Genomic DNA, 19,091 nt, shown 5'->3' with positions numbered 1-19,091 from the left:
CCTACCGGGCCGGGCGACCGCCTCGTACCGTGCGCACTACCCTCGTCGGATGCCCGGGATGCCACCCAGTCCGTCTCCGACGCGGTTCGCCTATCTCGGGCCCGAGGGTACCTTCGCCGAAGCGGCCCTGAGCAGGGCGATCGCCACTGCCGGGGGACGGCGGGACCCCCACCCGAGTGTCTCCGCGGCGCTCTCCGCCGTCCGTTCGGGGGACGCCGACGCGGCGCTCGTGCCGCTGGAGAACTCGGTCGAGGGTTCCGTGCCGGCCACCATGGACGGTCTGGCCGACGGCGCCACCCTCGTCATCACCCGCGAGGTCTACCTCGAGGTGGCGTTCGTCCTCGCCGTCCGCCCCGGGACGACCCTCGACGCCGTCCGGTCGGTGGCCAGCCACCCGCACGCCCTCGCCCAGACCAGCGGCCGGCTGGCCGAGCTGCTGCCCGGCGTTCCCCCGATGCCCACGGCCTCGACCGCCGCCGCCGCCGCGGCCGTGGCCGCAGGGAAGGTCGACGCCGCGGTCTGCGCACGGATCGCAGCCGACCGCTACGGCCTGGCGGTGCTCGCCGACGACGTCGCCGACACCGCGGGTGCGGTGACCCGGTTCGTGCTCGTGCAGCCGCCCGGCCCGCTGCCCGCGCCGACCGGCAACGACAAGACCTCGCTGACCGTCGTCGTCGGTGACCGCACCGGTGCGCTGCTGGACGTGCTGCGGGAGTTCGCCGTCCGCGGCATCAGCCTGACCCGCATCGAGTCGCGCCCCACCCGGCAGCGGCTCGGCGTCTACTCCTTCTCCCTGGACTGCGAGGGGCACGTCGCGGACTCCCGGGTGGGGGAGGCGCTGGCCGCGTTGCACCGGGTGTGCGACGACGTCCGCTTCCTCGGCTCGTACGCGCGCGCCGACGGGCGGGACAACCGGTCGGTGCCGGCGGAGTCGTCCGACGACGCGTTCGTCGAGGCCGGGCAGTGGCTGGCCCGGGTGCGCGCCGGGGAGCTCTGAGCCGCGGCTCGCGCCGCCGTAGGCCACGCAGGGCTGCTGCGCCGCGGCGCCGTGCTCAACGGATCGCCACCGCCGGCTGACCCGGCTCAGCCCAGGCGGGCGCGCAGCTCCTCGACGATCTCCCGGGTGACCGGGACCTCGACGCCGTGCCGGTCGGCCGCCCGCAGCACCGCGCCGCCGATCGCCTCGAGCTCGGTGGGCAGCCCGGCCCCGGCGTCGCGCTGCATGGAGGACCGCATGCCCTCGGGCAGCGACCAGGCGAACTCCCGGGTCGCCGCGGCGTCCCCGGTCGCCCCGTCGGCCCGCGCCACCGCGGCCACCTCGGCGATCACGGCGGTGAACTCCTCGCCGTGCTCCGCGCGCACCGTGCCGAGGTCGGCCGCGTGCCGGGTCGTCAGCAGCGCCATGGGGGCCAGGAAGCACAGCTTGTCCCAGAGCAGCCCGGCCTCGTCCGGGCGGACGGCGACGTCCACCCCGGCGGCGTCGAGCGCAGCGGCGAGGGGCTCGGCGCCCGGGGCCAGCTGCACCGCGCACAGCTGCCCCTCGTGCCGGACCTCGCCCGGCGCGGGGCGGGAGGCGAACACCCGGATCGTCCCGGCGACCACCCGCGCCGCCGCGTAGCGCTCCCGCAGCGCGGCCAGGTGCTCCACGCCGTTGAGCAGCGGCACCACCACGGCGCCGCCCAGCGTCTCGGCCGGCACGCGGTCGAGCGCCTCGTCCAGCTGGGTGGCCTTCGTCGTCACCAGGAGGACGTCGACCGGGCCGTCCAGCCGCTCGGCGCCGCGGACCCGCGCCGTCAGCTCGCCGTACCGGTCGCTGACCACCCGCAGGCCGTGCGCGTCCAGGTGGGCGGCGGTCCCCGGCCGGGCGAGGCAGGTGACCGCGTGCCCGTCCCGCGCCAGCAGAGCGGCGAGCAGCCCGCCCACCCCGCCGGGGCCGAGCACGGCGATCCGGAGCCCGTCCGCAGTCGTCATGGGGCCAGCCTGCACGAAGTCCTTCCCCGCAGCGGCGCGGCCCCCGCCGGTCAGCCCGCGGCCGCGCCGGTGAGCTCGCGGTCGGGTTCGGCGCCCCGGTCCGGCCCCCGGGCCAGCCGGCTCGGCCACCACACCCGGTCGCCGAGGAGGTGCACGGCGGCCGGCACCACCAGCGAGCGCACCACGAAGGTGTCCAGCAGCACGCCGAAGCCGACGAGGAACGCCAGCTGCACCAGGAACAGCAGCGGCAGCACCGAGAGCGCGCCGAAGGTCGCGGCCAGCACCAGGCCCGCCGACGTGATGACCCCGCCGGTGACCGCCAGGGCACGCAGGACGCCGTCCCGCGTGCCGTGCCGCGCGGCCTCCTCGCGGGCCCGGGTCATGAGGAAGATGTTGTAGTCGATCCCCAGCGCGACGAGGAAGACGAAGGCGATCAGCAGGATCGTGGGATCGCTGCCGGGGAAGCCGAAGACGCCGTCGAACAGCAGCGCGGCGACGCCGACGGTGGCGCCGACGCTGAGCACCACGGTGCCGAGGAGCAGCAGCGGGGCCACGAGGGAGCGCAGCAGCAGCGCGAGGACCACGGTGATCACCACCAGCACGGCGGGCACGATCACCTGGAGGTCGCGTGCGGCGGTCTCGCGGGTGTCCAGGTTGCTCGCGGTGTCGCCCCCGACGAGGGCGGCGGGGTCGGCGTCGTCCAGGCTCGTGCGCAGGTCCTGCACCGTCTCGATGGCCTCGACGCTGTCGGCGGGGACGGCGAGCACGACGTCGAGCCGGACCAGCCCGTCCACCACCAGCGGCTCGGCCCCCGGCTGCGGCGGCCCCTCCGCCCCGGTGAAGGGCAGCACGGCGGCCACCCCCTCGGTCGCCGCGGCCGCCTCGGCGACGGCGGGCCAGTTCTCCTCCGGGGTCAGGACCACCGTGGGGCTGCCGGCCCCGGCGGGGAAGTGGCGGCCCAGGGCCTCCTGCCCCGCGACGGCGTCGGACTCGCCCCGGATCGCGTCGGAGATCGTGATGCCGCTGGCGTCGTAGGCCGGCGCGAACACGGCGGCGGCGACGAGCGCGAGCGTGCTGAGCGCGAGCACCCGGCGCGGCCGGCGGCCGACCAGCGCGGCGACCCGCTGCCAGCCGCGGCCCTCCGGCGGCTGCACCCCGTACACCGGGCGGAACGGCCAGAAGGCGGCCCGGCCGAGCAGGGTCAGCGCCGCCGGGAGGAAGGTGAGCGCGGCGACGACCGCGAGGGTCACGCTCACCGCCGAGATCGGGCCGAGGCCCCGGTTCGAGCCCAGGTCGGAGAGCAGCAGGCAGAGGACGCCCAGGACGACGGTGGCCCCCGAGGCGACGATCGGCTCCCACGAGCGGCGCAACGCCGTCCCCATCGCGGCGTACGCGGAGTGCTGGGACCGGAGCTCCTCGCGGAAGCGGGCCACCAGGAGCAGCCCGTAGTCCGTGGCCGCACCCACCACCAGGATCGCGGCGATGCCCTGGCTCTGGCCGTTGACGGTGATCACCCCGGCGTCGGCCAGCAGGTAGGCGACGGCGTTGGCCGCGGTGAGGGCGAGCCCGGCGGTGCCGATGACCAGGAAGGGCAGGATCGGGCTGCGGTACACGACGAGGAGGATGAGCAGCACCACGCCGAAGGCGGCGGCCAGCAGCAGCCCGTCGATGCCGGCGAAGCCGTTGGCGAAGTCGGCGAAGATCCCACCGGGGCCGGTGACGTAGGAGTCGGTGCCCTCGACCGGCAGGGTGTCGCGGAGGTCGGCGACGACGGGGATGATCTCGTCGCCGAGCTCGGGGCTCAGCGGCAGGACCGCCTGCACCGCCTCGCCGTCCTGCGAGGGGATCGGCGGGCTGGGCTCGCCGGCCAGCGCGTCGGCCTCGCGGGCGACGTCGGCGGCCTGCTGCACCCGCTCGGCGATGGTGGCGAGGGTGGCGGGGTCGATGCCGCCCTCGCCCTCCCACAGCAGGATCGCCGGGATCGACTGCGTCGGCGCGAAGCCCTGCTGCAGCTCCTGCACCCGCGTGCTCTCGGCGCTGTCGGGCAGGAACGCGGCGACGTCGTTCTCCTGCAGGCCGGTGAGCCCGGCGCCCAGGGCGCTGAGCGGGCCGGCGCCGCCGAGCCAGACGACCAGGACCAGGAGCGGGAGGATCCAGCGGGCGGAGCGGCGGCCGGGCATGATTCCCCTAGATGCTCGATCATCTCGATCGTCGAGATGATAGGACGGCGGGACCACGATGGCGAGTGGAGGTGCGGTGGCCGAGGACGTCGACCGGCAGGAGCTCGCGCTGCTCCTTCGCCGGCTGACCGTGGAGCTGGATGCGGTCGGGCAGCGGTTCGCCGATCTGCACGGGCTCGGGCGCACCGACGTCCGGGCGCTGGTGGCCGTCATGGACGCCGCGCGGCGCGGGGAGGCGCTCACCGCCGGGCGGCTGGGGTCGGCCGTGGGGCTGAGCTCCGCGTCGGTGACCGCGCTGGTCGACCGGCTGGAGCGGGCCGGTCACCTGCGCCGGGTGCGGGACGGCGCCGACCGCCGGCGGGTGACCCTGGAGATGTCGGCCGGTTCGATGGCTGCCGGCGCGGAGTTCTTCGGCGGGCTGCAGCGGGACCTGCTCGCCGCGATGGAGGGGTTCTCGGACGACGAGCTCACCGTCGTCCGGCGGTTCCTGCTGGGGATGACCGAGGTGATCGAGACGCACGCCCGCGACGCCCCGTGACCGTGCGGCCCGCTCGCAGGGTCCCGCCCTGAGCGCGCGCGAAGGGGCGGGGGGCGAGGGGGTCCTCTCTCAGAGGTAGAGGCCGGTCGACTCCTCGATGCGCTCGGCGGCGACGGCGTGCACGTCGCGCTCGCGGAGGATGACCAGGTCCTCGCCGTGCACCTCGACCTCGTGCTGGTCCTCGGGGGAGAAGAGCACCTGGTCGCCGACCTTCACCTGCCGGACGCTGGGCCCGACCCCCTTGGCCTCGCCCCAGACCAGCCGCTTGGCGACCTGGGCGGTCGCGGGGATGAGGATGCCGCCGGTCGAGCGCCGCTCGCCGTCCTCCCGGCGCAGCGACACCAGGATGCGGTCGTGCAGCATCTTGATCGGCAGCCGTCCGGCGCTGTTCTCGGGCACGGGGGGCAAGGCTACGTTCACCCCCAGCCGAGCTCGTGCAGGCGGTCCTCTTCGATGCCGAAGTGGTGCGCGATCTCGTGGACGACGGTGATCGTCACCTCGTCGACCACCTCGTCCTCGGTCTCGCAGATGTCGCAGATCGCCTCGCGGTAGATCATGATCCGGTCGGGCAGCGCCCCGCCGTAGTCCCAGCCGCGCTCGGTCAGCGCGTAGCCCTCGTAGAGCCCGAGCAGCTCGGGCTCGTCGGGGTTCCGGTCCTCGACCAGGACGACGACGTTGTCCAGCAGCGCCATCAGCTCGGGCGGCACCTGGTCCAGCGCGTCGGCGACCAGGTCCTCGAAGACCGGGAGCGGGAGCGGCGTCACCAGCTGGTCGGCAGCGGCCGGCCCTCCTCGTACCCGGCCGAGCTCTGCACCCCCAGCACCGCCCGCTCGTGCAGCTCGTCGACGGTGCGCGCACCCGCGTAGGTGCACGAGGAGCGCACGCCGGCGACGATCTGGTCGATCAGGTCCTCGACGCCGGGGCGCTGGGGGTCCAGGTACATGCGGGAGGAGGAGATGCCCTCCTCGAACAGCCCGGCCCGCGCCCGCTCGAAGCCGCTCTGCGTCGCCGTCCGTGCCTTGACCGCGCGCGCCGACGCCATCCCGAAGGACTCCTTGTACAGCCGGCCGGCGTCGTCGTGGATGTCGCCGGCGCTCTCGAAGGTGCCGGCGAACCAGGAGCCCACCATCACGTTCGCCGCGCCGGCCGCCAGCGCCAGGGCGATGTCGCGGGGGTGCCGCACGCCGCCGTCGGCCCACACGTGCTTGCCCAGCGAGCGGGCCTCGGCGGCGCACTCCTCGACGGCGGAGAACTGCGGCCGCCCCACCCCGGTCATCATCCGGGTGGTGCACATGGCGCCCGGGCCCACGCCGACCTTGACGACGTCGGCGCCGGCCTCGACCAGGTCGCGGGTGCCCTGCGCCGTCACCACGTTGCCGGCGACGACCGGCACGGAGCCGGCGACCGAGCGGACCGCGCGCACCGCCTCGATCGCCTTCTCCTGGTGCCCGTGCGCGGTGTCGACGACCAGCACGTCGACGCCGGCGGCCAGGAGGGCGCCGGCCTTGCCGGCGACGTCGCCGTTGATGCCGACGGCGGCCGAGGTGAGCAGGTGCCCGTCGGCGTTCACCGCCGGGAGGTAGAGCGAGGAGCGCAGCGCGCCCTTGCGGGTGATGACCCCGACCAGCCGGTCCCCCTCGACCACGGGGGCGGCGCTCACCCGCTCGCCGGAGAGCACGTCGAAGATCTTGGTGAGGTCGGTGCCGGCCGGGATCGTCAGCGGCTCGCGGGTCATCACCTCGGAGAGCTGGGTGAAGCGGTCGACGCCCTGGCACTGCCCGTCGGTGACGACGCCGACCGGGGCGCCGCCCTCGACCACGACGACGATGCCGTGGGCGCGCTTGGTCAGGAGCGACAGCGCCTCGCCCACCGTGGACGTGGGGGAGAGGGTGATCGGGGTGTCGTAGACGGGGTGCCGGGTCTTGACCCAGGAGACCACCTCGGCGACGACGTCGACCGGGATGTCCTGCGGCAGGACGGCGAGGCCCCCGCGGCGGGCCACCGTCTCGGCCATGCGGCGGCCCGAGATCGCCGTCATGTTGGCCACGACGATCGGGATCGTGGTGCCCACGCCGTCGGGCGTGCGCAGGTCGACCTCCAGCCGCGACCCGACGGTGGAGCGCGCCGGCACCATGAAGACGTCGGAGTAGGTGAGGTCGTGCGAGGGCCGCTGCAGGAAGCGCATGGGGCCCATTGTCCCCGATCCCCGGTCCGGCCCGTGGTGCCCTGCGAGCCCTACCTCTCTGCCCCGCCGGGGTGGGCAGAGGGGTACTGCCCGGGCGGGGACCTCCGGGGTGGGTGGAGCGGGCGAGGAGCCGGATCGCGGCCGGCGTCGACCGCGAGCAGTGGACGCGGTGGCACGACGCGCTCGTCGATTCCCCCGGAGCCGGTCGAGCGCTAGCGCGCGGGGGCGAGCTGCCCGCGCCGCGGGTCCGCGGGGAAGCCCACGCGCGGCATGGCCGACCACACCGGGTCGCGGGAGGTCAGCGCCGCCACCAGGCCGCGCAGCCGGAACCAGGCGTGCGCCTGCCGGTACCCCACGTTCTCGACGAGGGCGGCCAGCAGGAGGGCGCACAGGTCCCGCCCCCGCCGGTACCGGTGGTAGGTCAGCTCCTCGACGGCGATGGCCGTGGTCGACAGCAGGGTCCCGACGGCGAGCGCCAGCCCGACCATCACCACGGCGGTGCCGTGGTCGAGGATGCCCAGCCCCGCGGCCAGGACGACCGAGGCCAGCCCGAACACCTCCACGACCGGGCCCAGCAGCTCGAACAGCACGAAGAACGGCAGCGCCATCGTGCCGACGGCGCCGAAGCGCGGGTTGCCGACCATCCGCCGGTGCTTCCACAGCAGCTGCGCCAGCCCGTGCGACCAGCGCCGCCGCTGCCGCGCCAGCACGCCCCACGTCTCGGGGACCTCGGTCCAGCAGACCGGCTCGGGGACGAAGACGACGCGGTGCGGCGCGCCGGCCCGGCGCTGGTGCTCGAGCAGGCTGATGACCAGCTCGGCGTCCTCGGCCAGGGACCGGGCGTCCAGCCCGCCGATCTCCAGCAGCAGGTCGCGGCGGAACAGCCCGAAGGCGCCGGAGATGATGAGCAGCGCGTTGGCGTCGGCCCAGCCCGTGCGACCGAGCAGGAACGAGCGCAGGTACTCGACCGCCTGGATGCGGACCAGCCAGTTGCGCGACAGCCGCGGCTCGAGCACGGTCCCGCGGTCGGTGACGGCGCCGTTGGCCGCGCGGATCACCCCGCCGGCGGCGATGACGTTCGCCGGGTCCTCCACGAACGGGCGGGCCACCCGCAGCAGCGCGTCCTCCTCCAGCAGCGAGTCGGCGTCGACCATGCAGACCAGCGGGTGGCGGGCGACGTTCAGCGCCGCGTTGAGGGCGTCGGAGCGGCGGCCGACGCTGGTCTTGCGGACGACGACCAGCGGGTCGCCGGTGGTGGCCCGGTGCACCGAGAGGATCTCGCCGTCGACCGGGAGCTCCGCGGTGCGGCGGGGGGTGATCTCGGTGAGCCCGTAGCGCTCCGCGACCAGCGCGAAGGTCCGGTCGGTGGAGCCGTCGTCGACGAGCACCACCTCGAGCGCCGGGTAGCGCTGGCCGAGGGCCGCGCGCAGCGTGTCGAGGATGCCCGCCTCCTCGTCGTGCGCCGGGATCAGCAGCGAGACGGCCGGGGTGAGCGGGCTGGCGAAGATCTCGCCGTGCCCCTCGGCACCGCGCCAGCGGCGGGCCTCGGCGACCCGCCGGGCCCCCAGGAGCACCAGGGCCAGCATGCTCAGGTCGAGCAGCAGCGTGTAGCCGAGGACGGTCCAGCTCGCGGTCAGGACGACGTCGGTGAGGAGGCCGCTCACCGGGCACCGGCCGGCTCGGGACGGCGCAGCCCGGCGTCGAGCTCGTCGAGCGCGGCCCGGGCGACGTCGGCGGCGGCCCCGGGGCCGTCGGCCACCTCGCGGAGGGCGAGGCGCCCCTCGGCGCCGAGCCGGCCGAGCGCGTCGGCGCAGGCGCTGCGGACGGCGATCCCGGGGGCGGCCAGGCCGGCGAGCAGCGGGACGGTCGCGACCGGGTCGCCGACCCGCCCGAGGGCTTCGGCGCTGGTGCGCTGGAGCCGGGCGTCGGGGGAGTGGGTCAGCGCGGCGACGAGCGGCTCGGTCGACGTCGGGGAGCCGATGCGGCCGAGCGCGGCGGCCGCGGCACGGCGCACGCCGAGGTCCTCCCGGGCGTCGCGGAGCAGGTCCTCGAGCAGCGGGGCGGCGGAGGCGTCGCCGTGCACGCCGAGCAGCTCGGCCACGAGCTCGCGGGCGACGCCGCCGGAGCCGGCGAGGGCGTGGCGCAGCACGGGGAGGGCCGCGGTCCCCAGGTCGAGCAGGGCCATGCCGACGACGCCGTGGGGCAGGCCGCCGGCGCCCCGGGTGGCCCGGAGGAGGGGGTCGACGGCGGTGGGGTCGCCGGCCTTGCCGAGGGCGCGGGCCGCGGCGCAGCGCACCTCGAGCGAGCGGTCGCGCAGCAGCGGGGTCATCGCCGCGACGTGCGAGGTCCCCGCGGCGGAGCCCAGCAGGGTCACCGCGCGGCCGCGCCGCCAGGGCGTGCGCGCCGCGAGGTCGGCGACCGCGCGGGCCACGACGCCCCGCTCGGTCAGCAGCCGGCGGAGCACCTCGCGGTCGCTGCCGCGGAGCTGGGGGAGGAGCTCCAGCACGATGGCGTCGAGCTCGGCGGGCGCGCCGACGGCCTCGGGGAGGGGCGCGCCGCCCGCGGGGCCGTCGTCCAGCAGGGCGTGCACCAGCGGGGTGAGCTCCCGCTTGCGCCGGGCGTCCCGGGCGACGCGGCGTCCGCGCAGGAGGTGGGCGGCCCCGACCAGGACCAGCAGGACGACGATCAGCGCGGTCACCGCCGCCCCGGCCACGAGCGCCGGTGCGAGCGGGACGGTCACGGGAGGACGCTGCCCGGCGGCAGGGCCGCGGTGACGCGGCTGACCAGCTCGCGGGTGCTGAACGGCTTGGCGACGAAGTCGGTGGCCCCCGCGGCGAACCCCCGCTCCAGGTCCGGCTCCTGGGCCTTGGCCGTCAGCAGCAGCACGGGGGTGCGGGCGAGCGCGGCGTCGCCGTCCCCACGCAGGGCGCGGCACACCTCCAGGCCGTTCATCCGCGGCATCATCCAGTCGAGGACGACGAGGTCCGGGCGCAGCTCGCGGGCGGCCGCCAGGCCGGCCTCGCCGTCGCCCTCGACCGACACCTCGAGGCCCATCCGGCCGAGGCGGAACGCGACGAGGTCGGCGATGACGGGGTCGTCGTCGACGACGAGCACGTGGGTCATGGGGCTCCGATCGGAGGGGGGCGGACCTCCCCGGCATCGGCACGCACGGCGCGGAACTGAAGCGTCCGGGGCCGGGCCGTCGGGCCTCAAGGACGGGGGCCCGGCGGCCGACACCACAGGGGTGCGCCCCTCCCCCCGTCCCCTGACCGACGCCGACGACGCCCGCCCGCTGCGGGCGCTCCTGCGCCGGCCGATGCTGGTCGCGCTCGCCGCCCTCACCACGGTGGCCCTGACGACGCTGGGGCTCGCCCTGCTGGTGGTCACGGTGATCGGCCCCCGGATCGACCGGACCGACGCCATGCTCGCGACCCTCCAGGACGGGCACATCGCGATGCTGAACCAGGAGACGGGGCTGCGCGGGTTCCTGGTGACCCGCGAGGTGCGGTTCCTCCAGCCGTACTGGAACGGCGTCGACGCCCTCCGGCGGAGCGACGCCGCGCTGGACCGCATGGCCCCGGGGGACGCCGAGTTCGCCGCCGTCGTCGCCGACCTGCGGGCCGCGCAGCAGCAGTTCATCACCGACTGGGCCGAGCCCGTCCTCCGGACCCAGCCCGCCGTCGGCGACACCGCCGCCCTGAGCGCGCTGCTGGTGCGCGACAAGGCCCTGTTCGACCGGTACCGGGAGGTGCAGGGCGAGGCGCGCGCCCTCATGCAGGAGCGGCGCGAGCAGGCGACCGGGCAGCGGAACGCCGTCGTCCTGGGCGGAGCCGGGCTGGGGCTGGTCGTGGCGGTCGTCGTGGCGCTGGCCGTCCGCCGGGCCAACCGGCGGCTGGCCGCCCAGCTGCTGCCCCCGACCCGCGAGGTGCGGGACTCGCTGGAGGCGCTCACCTCCGGCAACCTGGACCGCCGGGCCCCCGAGGCCGGGCCCGCCGAGCTGCGCGCCATCGCCGGTGACGTGAACGCCCTGGGCCACGCGCTGCGGGAGCGCGGCGAGCAGGTCGCCGCCCGGGAGACGCAGCTGGTCGCCGCCCGCGACGAGGCCGAGCGCGCCGGCCAGGCCAAGACCGCCTTCCTCGCCACCATGAGCCACGAGATCCGGACGCCGCTCAACGCCGTCCTCGGGCTCACCGACCTGCTGCTGACGACGTCGCTCACCGACGAGCAGCGCGGGCACCTGGAGACCGTCTCGCGCAGCGGCGACAGCCTGCTGGCGCTGATCAACGACATCCTCGACTTCTCCAAGATCGAGGCCGGCGAGCTGGACCTGGAGCAGGCGCCCTTCGACGTCGCCGGGCTCGTGTACGACGTCGCGCAGCTGCTCGCGCCCCAGGCTGCGGGCAAGGGGCTGGACCTGCTGGTCGACGTCCCGGTCACCTGCTCGTGGCGGGCCGTCGGCGACGCCGCCCGGCTGCGGCAGGTGCTCACCAACCTGCTCGGCAACGCGGTCAAGTTCACCAGCTCCGGCCAGGTGCTGGTCAGCCTCGCCGGCCAGGAGACCGACGGGGTGCTGACCTGCCGGCTGGCGGTGAGCGACACGGGCATCGGCATCCCGGCCGCCCAGCGGGACCGGCTGTTCCGGTCCTTCAGCCAGGGCGACGCCTCGATCACCCGCTCCTACGGCGGCACCGGCCTGGGCCTGGCGATCAGCCAGCGGATCGCCCGGGCGATGGGCGGCGACATCGGCGTCGACAGCAGGGAGGGCAGCGGCTCGACCTTCACCGTCACGGTGCAGCTGCCGGTCGCCCCGCCGGCGCCTGAGGACGACCGCAGCGGCAGCCTCGCCGGCCGGCGGTTGCTGCTGGTCGACGACAACCCGACCAACCTGCGGATCCTCGAGCACCAGCTGGGCCGGGCCGGGGCGACCTGCGTCCTCGCCGGCAGCGGGGCGGCCGCGCTCGAGCAGGTGGAGGGCGGGGACTTCGACGCCTGCCTCCTCGACCTGCACATGCCCTTCATGGACGGCGAGGAGCTGGCCCGCCGGCTGCGCGCCCACCCGCGGGCGGGCCGCATGCCGCTGGTGCTGCTCAGCAGTGCCGCGCACATCCCCTGCGACGGCGGCGCGACGTTCGAGGCGCGGCTGCACAAGCCGGTCCGCCCGGAGCGCCTCGTGCAGACGCTCCGCTCGGTGCTGCAGCGGGACGGGGCCGGCGCACCCGATGCCGGGGGCGCGCAGCCGTACGGGACCGGGGTCGCGGGGCAGCGGCTGCGGGTGCTCGTCGCCGAGGACCACGCGGTCAACGCGCACCTGATCGGCCTCTACCTGCGCCAGCTCGGGCACGACGGCGTGCACGTGGAGAACGGCGCGCTCGCGGTGGAGGCGGTGCGCACGGAGCGCTACGACGTCGTCCTCATGGACGCGCAGATGCCGGTGATGGGCGGGGTGGACGCCACGGCGGCGATCCGCGCCCTCGACGTGCGGCAGCCGGCCGTCATCGCCGTGACGGCCAGCGTGCTGGCCAGCGACCGCACCGCCTTCCACACGGCGGGCGCCGACGAGTTCCTGACCAAGCCCGTCCGCATGGGGACGCTCGGCGACGCGCTGGAGCGGGTCGCCACCGGGCGCCCCAGCGGCATCCCGGCGCCGGCACCCGGGGCGGTGCCCGCCGCGGCCCCGGCCGACGACGACGCCCTGGACGCGGAGACGGTGGAGGAGCTCCGCGACCTCGGCGAGGACGGCTTCCAGCACCTCTACCGCCAGTACGCGGACGCGCTCGCGGAGACGGTGGCGGCGCTGCTGGCGGCCGACGTCACCACGGACGCCGACGACGAGGCGGGCCTCCCCCGGCTGGCCCACCGCCTCAAGGGGAGCAGCGCCGCCATGGGGGCGCTGCGGCTGGCCGACCTCTGCCACCGCCTGGAGGACGCCGGCGCGGCGCCGGGGGACCGGGACGAGGTGCTCGGCGCGCTGCGCGACGAGAGCCGGCGGGTGCACGCCGCCGTCACGTCCCTGCTCGACGCCCCGTGACCACGACCCCGCGCCGCCGGGTCCCCCGCCGCTCGACACGTCGTCCGGCCCCGGGTGACACCATGGCGACGTGATCGACCTGCGCCTGGTGCGCGAGCACCCCGACGTCGTCCGTGCCAGCCAGCGCGCCCGGGGCGCCGACGAGTCCCTGGTCGACGCGCTCCTGGCCGCCGACGCGGCCCGGCGGGACGCGGTGAAGCGCGGCGACGACCTGCGCGGCGAGCAGAAGAGCGCCTCGCAGGCGGTCAAGAAGGCGACCCCCGAGGAGCGTCCCGCCGTCCTCGAGCGGGCCAAGGCCCTGGCCGCGGAGGTCAAGGAGGCCGAGGAGGCGCAGCGCGCCGCCGATGCGGCGCTGCGCGAGGTCCACCTGCGCATCCCGAACGTGGTCGCCGACGAGGTCCCGCCCGGCGGTGAGGACGACGCGGTGACGATGCGCACCGTGGGCGAGGTGCCCGCCTACGACTTCCCGCCGCGCGACCACATCGAGATCGGGGAGAAGCTCGGCGCGATCGACATGGAGCGCGGGGCGAAGGTCTCGGGCTCCCGCTTCTACTTCCTCACCGGGCCCGGTGCGCTGCTGGAGTTCGCGCTGGCCCAGCTGGCGATCAGCCGCGCGGTCGCCGCCGGCTTCACCCCGGTGATCGCCCCCGCGCTGGTCAAGCCCAGCGCCATGGAGGGCACCGGCTTCCTCGGCGAGCACGACGAGGAGGTCTACCGGATCGAGCGCGACGACCTGTACCTCGTCGGCACCTCCGAGGTTGCCCTGGCCGGCATGCACGCGAACGAGGTGCTCGACCTCTCGTCGGGGCCGCGGCGCTACGCCGGCTGGTCGTCCTGCTTCCGCCGGGAGGCCGGGTCCTACGGCAAGGACACCCGCGGCATCATCCGCGTGCACTGGTTCGACAAGGTCGAGATGTTCAGCTTCTGCCGGCCCGAGGAGACCGAGGCCGAGCACCTGCGCCTGCTGGCGTGGGAGGAGGAGTTCCTCCAGGCCCTGGAGCTGCCCTACCGCGTCGTCGACATCGCCGCCGGCGACCTGGGCACCAGCGCCACCCGCAAGTACGACATCGAGGCCTGGTTCCCCACCCAGGGCACCTACCGGGAGCTGACCTCGACCTCGGACTGCACCACGTTCCAGGCCCGCCGGCTCAACATCCGCTACCGCGACGCCGACGGGAAGAACCAGATCGCGGCCACCCTCAACGGCACGCTCTGCGCCATCGCCCGCACCATCGCCTGCCTGCTCGAGGTGCACCAGCGGGCCGACGGGTCGGTGCACGTGCCGGTCGCGCTGCGCCCCTGGCTGGGCGGCGTCGAGACGCTGACCCCGGGCATGGCGCTGGTGCCCCCGGTGCCGACCGCATGACGGCCCGCACGCCGCGGGCGGTCCGCGCTCACGGCGTCCTCGAGGGGGCGGACACCGTGGTCGAGCTGGGCGACCTGGGCACCTGGCGGCCCAAGCTGGTGGCCAGCGACCTCGACGGCACGCTGCTGGGGCCCGACGGCGAGGTGAGCCCCCGCACCCGCGCGGCGCTGGAGGCCTGCTGGGACGCCGGGATCCCGGTCATCGGCGTCACCGGCCGGGGGCCGCGGCTGCTCGACAGCGTGCGCGCGGCCCTGGACGGGCGCGGGATCGCCGTCCTCTCGCAGGGCGGGTTCGTCGTCGACCTCGAGCGGGACGAGGTGCTGCGCACCGTCGCTCTCCCGCGTGACCAGGCCGAGCGGGTGGTGGAGCAGATCGAGGAGGTCGCCGGCGACCTCGTCCTTGCCGTCGAGGACGCCGCCGAGCAGGGCGAGGTGCACGCCCGCCTGCGGGTGCAGCACGGCTTCGACTGGCCCTACCCCGAGCCGGCGCACCTGCTCCCCCGCGGCGACGTGCTGCCCGCCGGGCCCGTGCTCAAGGTGTTCCTCCGCTCGGCCGCGCTGGGGCAGGACGAGCTGCTGGCCCGCGCCCGGTCCGTCGTCGACCCGGCCGACGCCGAGCTGACCCACGCCGGGCTCGGCTTCATCGAGGTGCTGCCCCCGGGCATCACCAAGGCCAGCGGCCTGGCGATGGCCCTGGAGCGCTACGGCGTCGGCTTCGGCGACGTCCTCGTCTTCGGCGACATGCCCAACGACCTGCCGATGCTCTCGGCGGTCAAGGACGCCGGTGGCCGGGCGGTCGCGGTGGCCAACGCCCACCCGGCGGTGAAGGCGCTCACCCCGGAGCTGACGAGCGGCCACGAGGTCGACGGGGTCGCCCGCTACCTGGAGGCGGTGCTGGGCGATGTCTGACTGGCGGCCGCGGCTGATCGCCACGGACATGGACGGCACCCTGCTGCGCTGGGACGACACGGTGAGCGAGGCGACGGTCGCCGAGCTCGCGCGCTGGCGGGCCGACGGGGTGCCCGTCGTCCTGGCCACCGGCCGGCCACCCCGCTGGATGGTCCGGATCCGGGAGGTCCTGGGCACCGGCACCGCGGTGTGCTGCAACGGCGCGGTGCTGCTCGACCTGGAGCGGCTGGAGATCCTCCACGAGGACCCGCTGGAGCCGGCGGTCCTCGAGTCGGTCACCGCCGAGCTGCGGCGGCGTCAGCCGGACACCTGGTTCGCGGTCGAGTACGGCCTGGAGTTCCGTCACGAGCCGATCTACAAGCCGCGGTGGGACGTCGACGCACCCGGGGTGGCCGAGGCGACGCTGGCGGAGATGGTCGCGCAGCCGGTCGCGAAGCTGCTGGCCCGGCACGAGTCGATGACCCGGGACGCCTTCGTGCGGCTGGTCGGCGACGTCGTCGGGGACCGGGCCACGGTGACCACCTCGTCGACCGACGCGCTCGCCGAGATCTCCGCGCCCGGGGTGACCAAGGCGACGGGCCTCGCCCGGGTCGCCGCCGAGCACGGGGTCGGACCCGAGGACGTCGTCGTGTTCGGCGACATGCCCAACGACATCGCCGCGTTCGAGTGGGTCCGCGCCGGCGGGGGGCGGGCGGTCGCGATGGCCCACGCCCACCCGGACCTGCTCGCCGTCGCGACCGACGTCACCGGCACCAACGAGGAGGACGGCGTCGCCGCCTTCCTGTCCGCGCTCTAGGTCGGAACGAGCCCTCCCCCGCGCGCCGGCGCCGCCCGGCTGGGATCAGGTGACCTGATCATCGAGGCTCCTCCCTCACGGTGGGCGGTGAGGGTGGACGCGCGGCGCCGAGGGAGGACGCCCCGGCCCGGCGCGTCTCGGCGTCCCGCGACGGCGCCGTCGACCTCCGCCGACCCCGCGTGACGGTCGGTACACCGCTCGGCTGCATTCCGGCCGTCCGCCGTCCGAAAGGAGCACGACGGTCCTCCGCCGACCGACCGACTTCACGGAAGCGAGCAGGCATGGAGCACGTGCACGACCCCGAGACAGCGGCGAACGTCCACCCCGGAGACGAGGCCCGGCGCGGCCTGTCCGGGATCGGGCTGCGCACCCGGCTGCTCGGCTCCATCCTCGTCGTCGCCCTGACCACCGTCGGCGTGGGCGCGTTCGGCATCGACCGGATGTCCACCCTCAGCGACCAGGCCCAGGAGGTCTACGACCGCGGGGCGATCCCGCTCAGCGGGCTGCAGGGGCTCGAGGCGGACTGGTGGCAGCTCTCCACCAACGTCGCGCGGGCCGCCATCCCCACCCTCCCGCCCGAGACGATCGCCAAGGCGCAGCGCGGGACGGTGGCGGCCACCGAGGCCCTCGCCGCCGACACCGCCACCGTCGCGGAGATGCCGCTGGACGGGCCGACGCGTGCGGCGTTCGAGACCTTCGCCGGGGCCACCCAGGCCTACCTGGCCGCGCTCGGCGAGCTGCAGACGGTGGCGACCACCAACCCCGCCGCCATGCCGGGGCTGCTCAGGACCATGAACGAGAACGAGATCCTCATCGAGGAGTCGCTGGTCGAGGCGACCGACGCCGCGGCAGCTGCCGCCCGCGCCACCGCGACCGACGCCAACGCCGCCTACGAGACCGCGCGCACCATGACCCTGCTGATCATCGGCGCGGGTCTGGCGATCTCCGTCGTCCTGGCCCTCGTCGTGGCCCGCGGCGTCACCGGGCCGGTGCAGCGCATCCGCGAGGTGCTCGGCCAGGTCGCCGCCGGTGACCTCACCGTCCGCGCCGGCCGCACCGGCGGTGCCGAGCTCGGCGAGATGGCGGCGTCGCTGGACGAGACCCTCGACGCCATCGGCAACGTCCTCGTGCTGGTGAACGACTCCTCCACCCGCCTCGCCGCGGCCTCGACGCAGCTGAACGCGGCGGCCGAGGGCATGCGCGGCAACGCGGAGACCGCCGCCGGTCAGGCCGACGAGGTCGTCGCCTCCGCCGGTGCCGTCGCGTCGAGCGTGGACACGGTCGCGACCGGCTCCTCCCAGATGGAGTCGGCGATCCGCGAGATCGCGCACAACGCCACCGAGGCCGCCCGCGTCGCCGGTCAGGCCGTGTCGGTCGCCGAGAACACCACCAGGACCGTCGGCAAGCTGGGCGACTCCTCGCAGGAGATCGCCACCGTCATCAAGCTGATCAACGGCATCGCCGAGCAGACCAACCTGCTGGCGCTCAACGCCACCATCGAGGCGGCGCGGGCCGGTGAGGCGGGCAAGGGCTTCGCCGTCGTCGCCTCGGAGGTCAAGGAGCTGGCGCAGGAGACGGCGCGCGCGACCGAGGACATCTCCAAGCGCGTCGAGGCGATCCAGGCCGACACCGCCGGCGCGGTGGACGCGATCAGCCAGATCAGCTCGGTCATCGGCGAGATCAACGACTTCCAGGCAACCATCGCCGCGGCGGTCGAGGAGCAGACGGCGACGACCAACGAGATGAACCGCAACGTCGCCGAGGCGGCCAGCGGGACCCAGGGCATCGCCGCGGCGATCTCGGGGCTGGCTGCGGGCACGCAGGAGACCAACCAGCGCGTCGCCGACGCCCAGCGCGCCGCCGGTGAGCTGGCCCGGATGAGCGGTGAGCTGCAGGAGGCGGTCAGCCGCTTCACCGTCTGACCCGGCGGACCCGGCTGGGATCAGCTGACCTGATCATCGAGCGTCCTCCCTCACCGCCGACCGTGAGGGAGGACGCTCCGCGTTGAGGGAGGACGCGACCGGGCAGGTGTCAGGCGACGGCGTCCGCCGGATCGGACCCGGGCTCGGGCCGGCGGACCACCCGGAAGCGGCGAGGCCCGCTCAACGGCCGGGCCAGCAGCTCGCGGAGGCGCTCGGCGGGTCCGTGGAGCCGGGGGAGGTCCTCGTCGACGACGCGGACCACCCGCACGTCGAGGTCGCGGATCCGGTCTTCGCGACGCTTCTCCCGCCAGGCAACCTCCGCCGGGGTGCGGCCGCCGTGGGGGTCCTCGTACTTGATGCGCCCGTCGAACTCGACGGCGACACCGGCGTCCTCGAACCAGGCGTCCACCCGCGCGACGAAGCCGCGAGGCCCGTGCAGGTCCACCTGCAGCTCAGGGCGGGGCAGCCCGGCGTCCAGGAGGGCCAACCGGCCCCGCGACTCCAGCGGCGACTCGGCTCGCCCGTCGGCCAGGCCGAGGGCGCGCGCCGCCCCACCGATGCCCAGCCAGTGGCTCTGCTGCAGCACCGCCGTCGTCAGCTCGCGCCGGCGCACCTGCTTGCGGAAGATCGCCGCGTCGAAGGCGACGACGGCGTCGGCGACCAGCAGCTCCCTGGCGCAGTCGACCAGCGTCCGCGCAACGCCCGTCACCCGGAACGGGCCGGTGTCGACGACGTCGTCCGCGGGCAGCGCCGCGGCGGCGATGCGGTAGCCGTCGCCGACCCGCCACTGGTCCGGGTCGGTCAACCGGACGACGTCGTCGACACCGCGGGGGAGGACCAGCTCGTGGAAGCGGGCCGCGGACGAGTGACTGAGCACCGGGCCGGCGCGCAGGACGGTGAGCGCCGCGACCGCGGCGAGGAGGTGCCGGGCCCGAGGGTCGCCGGCCGCGGTGGCCCAGGTCTCGGCCGTCACGTAGACGCCGCGGCGCAGCCGGTGCCAGGCGCCCGATCCGACGGCCGAGCGGATCTCGTCGGGGCGGTAGCCGGCGCGGCGGGCATCGGCGACGGTGAAGACGCCGTCACGGCGTCGGGCGGCGGCCTCGAGGACTGGGTGCACCGCGCCAGTCTCGGGATCCCCGGCCGGCCGCGGGACGGCGTCGGCCGATCTGTGGACAACCGGCGTCCGTCCTCAGCGCG

The 19,091-nt window shown here is 75.6% G+C and carries 16 protein-coding genes; 7 read left to right on the top strand and 9 right to left on the bottom strand.

Annotated features, from left to right (window positions below; genetic code table 11):
- The first annotated feature begins 58 nt into the window (after nt 1-58).
- Nucleotides 59-997: a prephenate dehydratase gene (gene pheA / locus ACI79P_RS18250; RefSeq protein ID WP_456582480.1), complete on the top strand. Its 939-nt coding sequence runs from the start codon at nt 59-61 to the stop codon at nt 995-997.
- An 86-nt stretch (nt 998-1,083) separates the two neighbouring features.
- Here pheA and ACI79P_RS18245 read toward each other — a convergent pair whose 3' ends face one another.
- Together ACI79P_RS18245 and ACI79P_RS18240 are read right to left on the bottom strand one after the other, a co-directional pair.
- Nucleotides 1,084-1,971 (bottom strand): ketopantoate reductase family protein, encoded by an 888-nt coding sequence (locus tag ACI79P_RS18245; protein ID WP_456582479.1) that lies wholly within the window; start codon nt 1,969-1,971, stop codon nt 1,084-1,086.
- 50 nt (nt 1,972-2,021) lie between these two features.
- On the bottom strand, nt 2,022-4,151 hold the full coding sequence (locus ACI79P_RS18240; protein ID WP_456582478.1) for an MMPL family transporter: 2,130 nt from the start codon (nt 4,149-4,151) through the stop codon (nt 2,022-2,024).
- Nucleotides 4,152-4,227: 76 nt separating this feature from the next.
- Here ACI79P_RS18240 and ACI79P_RS18235 point away from each other — a divergent pair, with 76 nt between their 5' ends.
- On the top strand, nt 4,228-4,689 hold the full coding sequence (locus tag ACI79P_RS18235; protein ID WP_456582477.1) for a MarR family winged helix-turn-helix transcriptional regulator: 462 nt from the start codon (nt 4,228-4,230) through the stop codon (nt 4,687-4,689).
- 69 nt (nt 4,690-4,758) lie between these two features.
- Here the strand turns inward: ACI79P_RS18235 and ACI79P_RS18230 are convergent, their stop codons facing one another.
- The 6 genes from ACI79P_RS18230 to ACI79P_RS18205 all read right to left on the bottom strand — a co-directional run bounded on the left by ACI79P_RS18230 (nt 4,759) and on the right by ACI79P_RS18205 (nt 9,997).
- The gene (locus ACI79P_RS18230) at nt 4,759-5,088 is read right to left on the bottom strand and encodes a GroES family chaperonin (RefSeq protein ID WP_456582476.1); all 330 of its coding nucleotides are present in this window, start codon (nt 5,086-5,088) and stop codon (nt 4,759-4,761) included.
- A gap of 17 nt (nt 5,089-5,105) precedes the next feature.
- On the bottom strand, nt 5,106-5,453 hold the full coding sequence (locus tag ACI79P_RS18225; protein WP_456582475.1) for a metallopeptidase family protein: 348 nt from the start codon (nt 5,451-5,453) through the stop codon (nt 5,106-5,108).
- Nucleotides 5,450-6,874 (bottom strand): GuaB1 family IMP dehydrogenase-related protein, encoded by a 1,425-nt coding sequence (locus ACI79P_RS18220; protein WP_456582474.1) that lies wholly within the window; start codon nt 6,872-6,874, stop codon nt 5,450-5,452. The genes ACI79P_RS18225 and ACI79P_RS18220 overlap by 4 nt, the downstream gene beginning before the upstream one ends.
- 212 nt (nt 6,875-7,086) lie before the next feature.
- Nucleotides 7,087-8,538, bottom strand: a complete 1,452-nt coding sequence (locus ACI79P_RS18215) for a glycosyltransferase (protein WP_456582473.1) — start codon at nt 8,536-8,538, stop codon at nt 7,087-7,089.
- Nucleotides 8,535-9,614 carry a HEAT repeat domain-containing protein gene (locus ACI79P_RS18210; RefSeq protein WP_456582472.1) on the bottom strand — a complete coding sequence of 360 codons (1,080 nt, stop codon included), beginning with the start codon at nt 9,612-9,614 and terminating at the stop codon, nt 8,535-8,537. The genes ACI79P_RS18215 and ACI79P_RS18210 overlap by 4 nt, the downstream gene beginning before the upstream one ends.
- Nucleotides 9,611-9,997 carry a response regulator transcription factor gene (locus ACI79P_RS18205; protein WP_456582471.1) on the bottom strand — a complete coding sequence of 129 codons (387 nt, stop codon included), beginning with the start codon at nt 9,995-9,997 and terminating at the stop codon, nt 9,611-9,613. Before ACI79P_RS18205 ends, ACI79P_RS18210 begins: the two co-directional genes overlap by 4 nt.
- 121 nt (nt 9,998-10,118) lie before the next feature.
- Between ACI79P_RS18205 and ACI79P_RS18200 the strand changes: the two genes are divergently transcribed.
- From ACI79P_RS18200 to ACI79P_RS18180, 5 genes are all read left to right on the top strand, one after another.
- A complete protein-coding gene (locus ACI79P_RS18200) occupies nt 10,119-12,902 on the top strand; it encodes a response regulator (protein ID WP_456582470.1) in 2,784 nt (927 codons plus the stop codon).
- A gap of 70 nt (nt 12,903-12,972) precedes the next feature.
- Entirely contained in the window at nt 12,973-14,268 is a 1,296-nt protein-coding gene (gene serS, locus ACI79P_RS18195) for a serine--tRNA ligase (RefSeq protein ID WP_456582469.1), read from the top strand.
- Nucleotides 14,265-15,176, top strand: coding sequence for an HAD family hydrolase (locus ACI79P_RS18190; protein WP_456582468.1), 912 nt, complete (start codon nt 14,265-14,267; stop codon nt 15,174-15,176). The genes serS and ACI79P_RS18190 overlap by 4 nt, the downstream gene beginning before the upstream one ends.
- Nucleotides 15,169-15,972: an HAD family hydrolase gene (locus ACI79P_RS18185; RefSeq protein ID WP_456582467.1), complete on the top strand. Its 804-nt coding sequence runs from the start codon at nt 15,169-15,171 to the stop codon at nt 15,970-15,972. Before ACI79P_RS18190 ends, ACI79P_RS18185 begins: the two co-directional genes overlap by 8 nt.
- A gap of 281 nt (nt 15,973-16,253) precedes the next feature.
- The gene (locus ACI79P_RS18180) at nt 16,254-17,894 is read left to right on the top strand and encodes a methyl-accepting chemotaxis protein (protein ID WP_456582466.1); all 1,641 of its coding nucleotides are present in this window, start codon (nt 16,254-16,256) and stop codon (nt 17,892-17,894) included.
- A 109-nt stretch (nt 17,895-18,003) separates the two neighbouring features.
- On the opposite strand, the gene ACI79P_RS18175 is transcribed toward ACI79P_RS18180, so the two are convergent.
- A complete protein-coding gene (locus ACI79P_RS18175) occupies nt 18,004-19,011 on the bottom strand; it encodes a type IV toxin-antitoxin system AbiEi family antitoxin domain-containing protein (protein ID WP_456582465.1) in 1,008 nt (335 codons plus the stop codon).
- Nucleotides 19,012-19,091 lie beyond the last annotated feature (80 nt).

This window comes from Blastococcus sp. SYSU DS0510, assembly GCF_054050835.1.
Note: the sequence above shows the minus strand (reverse complement) of the source record. Positions and strands in the feature narration are given on the sequence as shown.

Coding starts and splice junctions, on each gene's coding strand:
- ACI79P_RS18245 (WP_456582479.1), bottom strand. CDS start 1,971: ATGACGACTGCGGACGGGCTCCGGATCGCCGTGCTCGGCCCCGGCGGG.
- ACI79P_RS18180 (WP_456582466.1), top strand. CDS start 16,254: ATGGAGCACGTGCACGACCCCGAGACAGCGGCGAACGTCCACCCCGGA.
- ACI79P_RS18220 (WP_456582474.1), bottom strand. CDS start 6,874: ATGCGCTTCCTGCAGCGGCCCTCGCACGACCTCACCTACTCCGACGTC.
- ACI79P_RS18190 (WP_456582468.1), top strand. CDS start 14,265: ATGACGGCCCGCACGCCGCGGGCGGTCCGCGCTCACGGCGTCCTCGAG.
- ACI79P_RS18240 (WP_456582478.1), bottom strand. CDS start 4,151: ATGCCCGGCCGCCGCTCCGCCCGCTGGATCCTCCCGCTCCTGGTCCTG.
- pheA (WP_456582480.1), top strand. CDS start 59: ATGCCACCCAGTCCGTCTCCGACGCGGTTCGCCTATCTCGGGCCCGAG.
- ACI79P_RS18205 (WP_456582471.1), bottom strand. CDS start 9,997: ATGACCCACGTGCTCGTCGTCGACGACGACCCCGTCATCGCCGACCTC.
- ACI79P_RS18185 (WP_456582467.1), top strand. CDS start 15,169: ATGTCTGACTGGCGGCCGCGGCTGATCGCCACGGACATGGACGGCACC.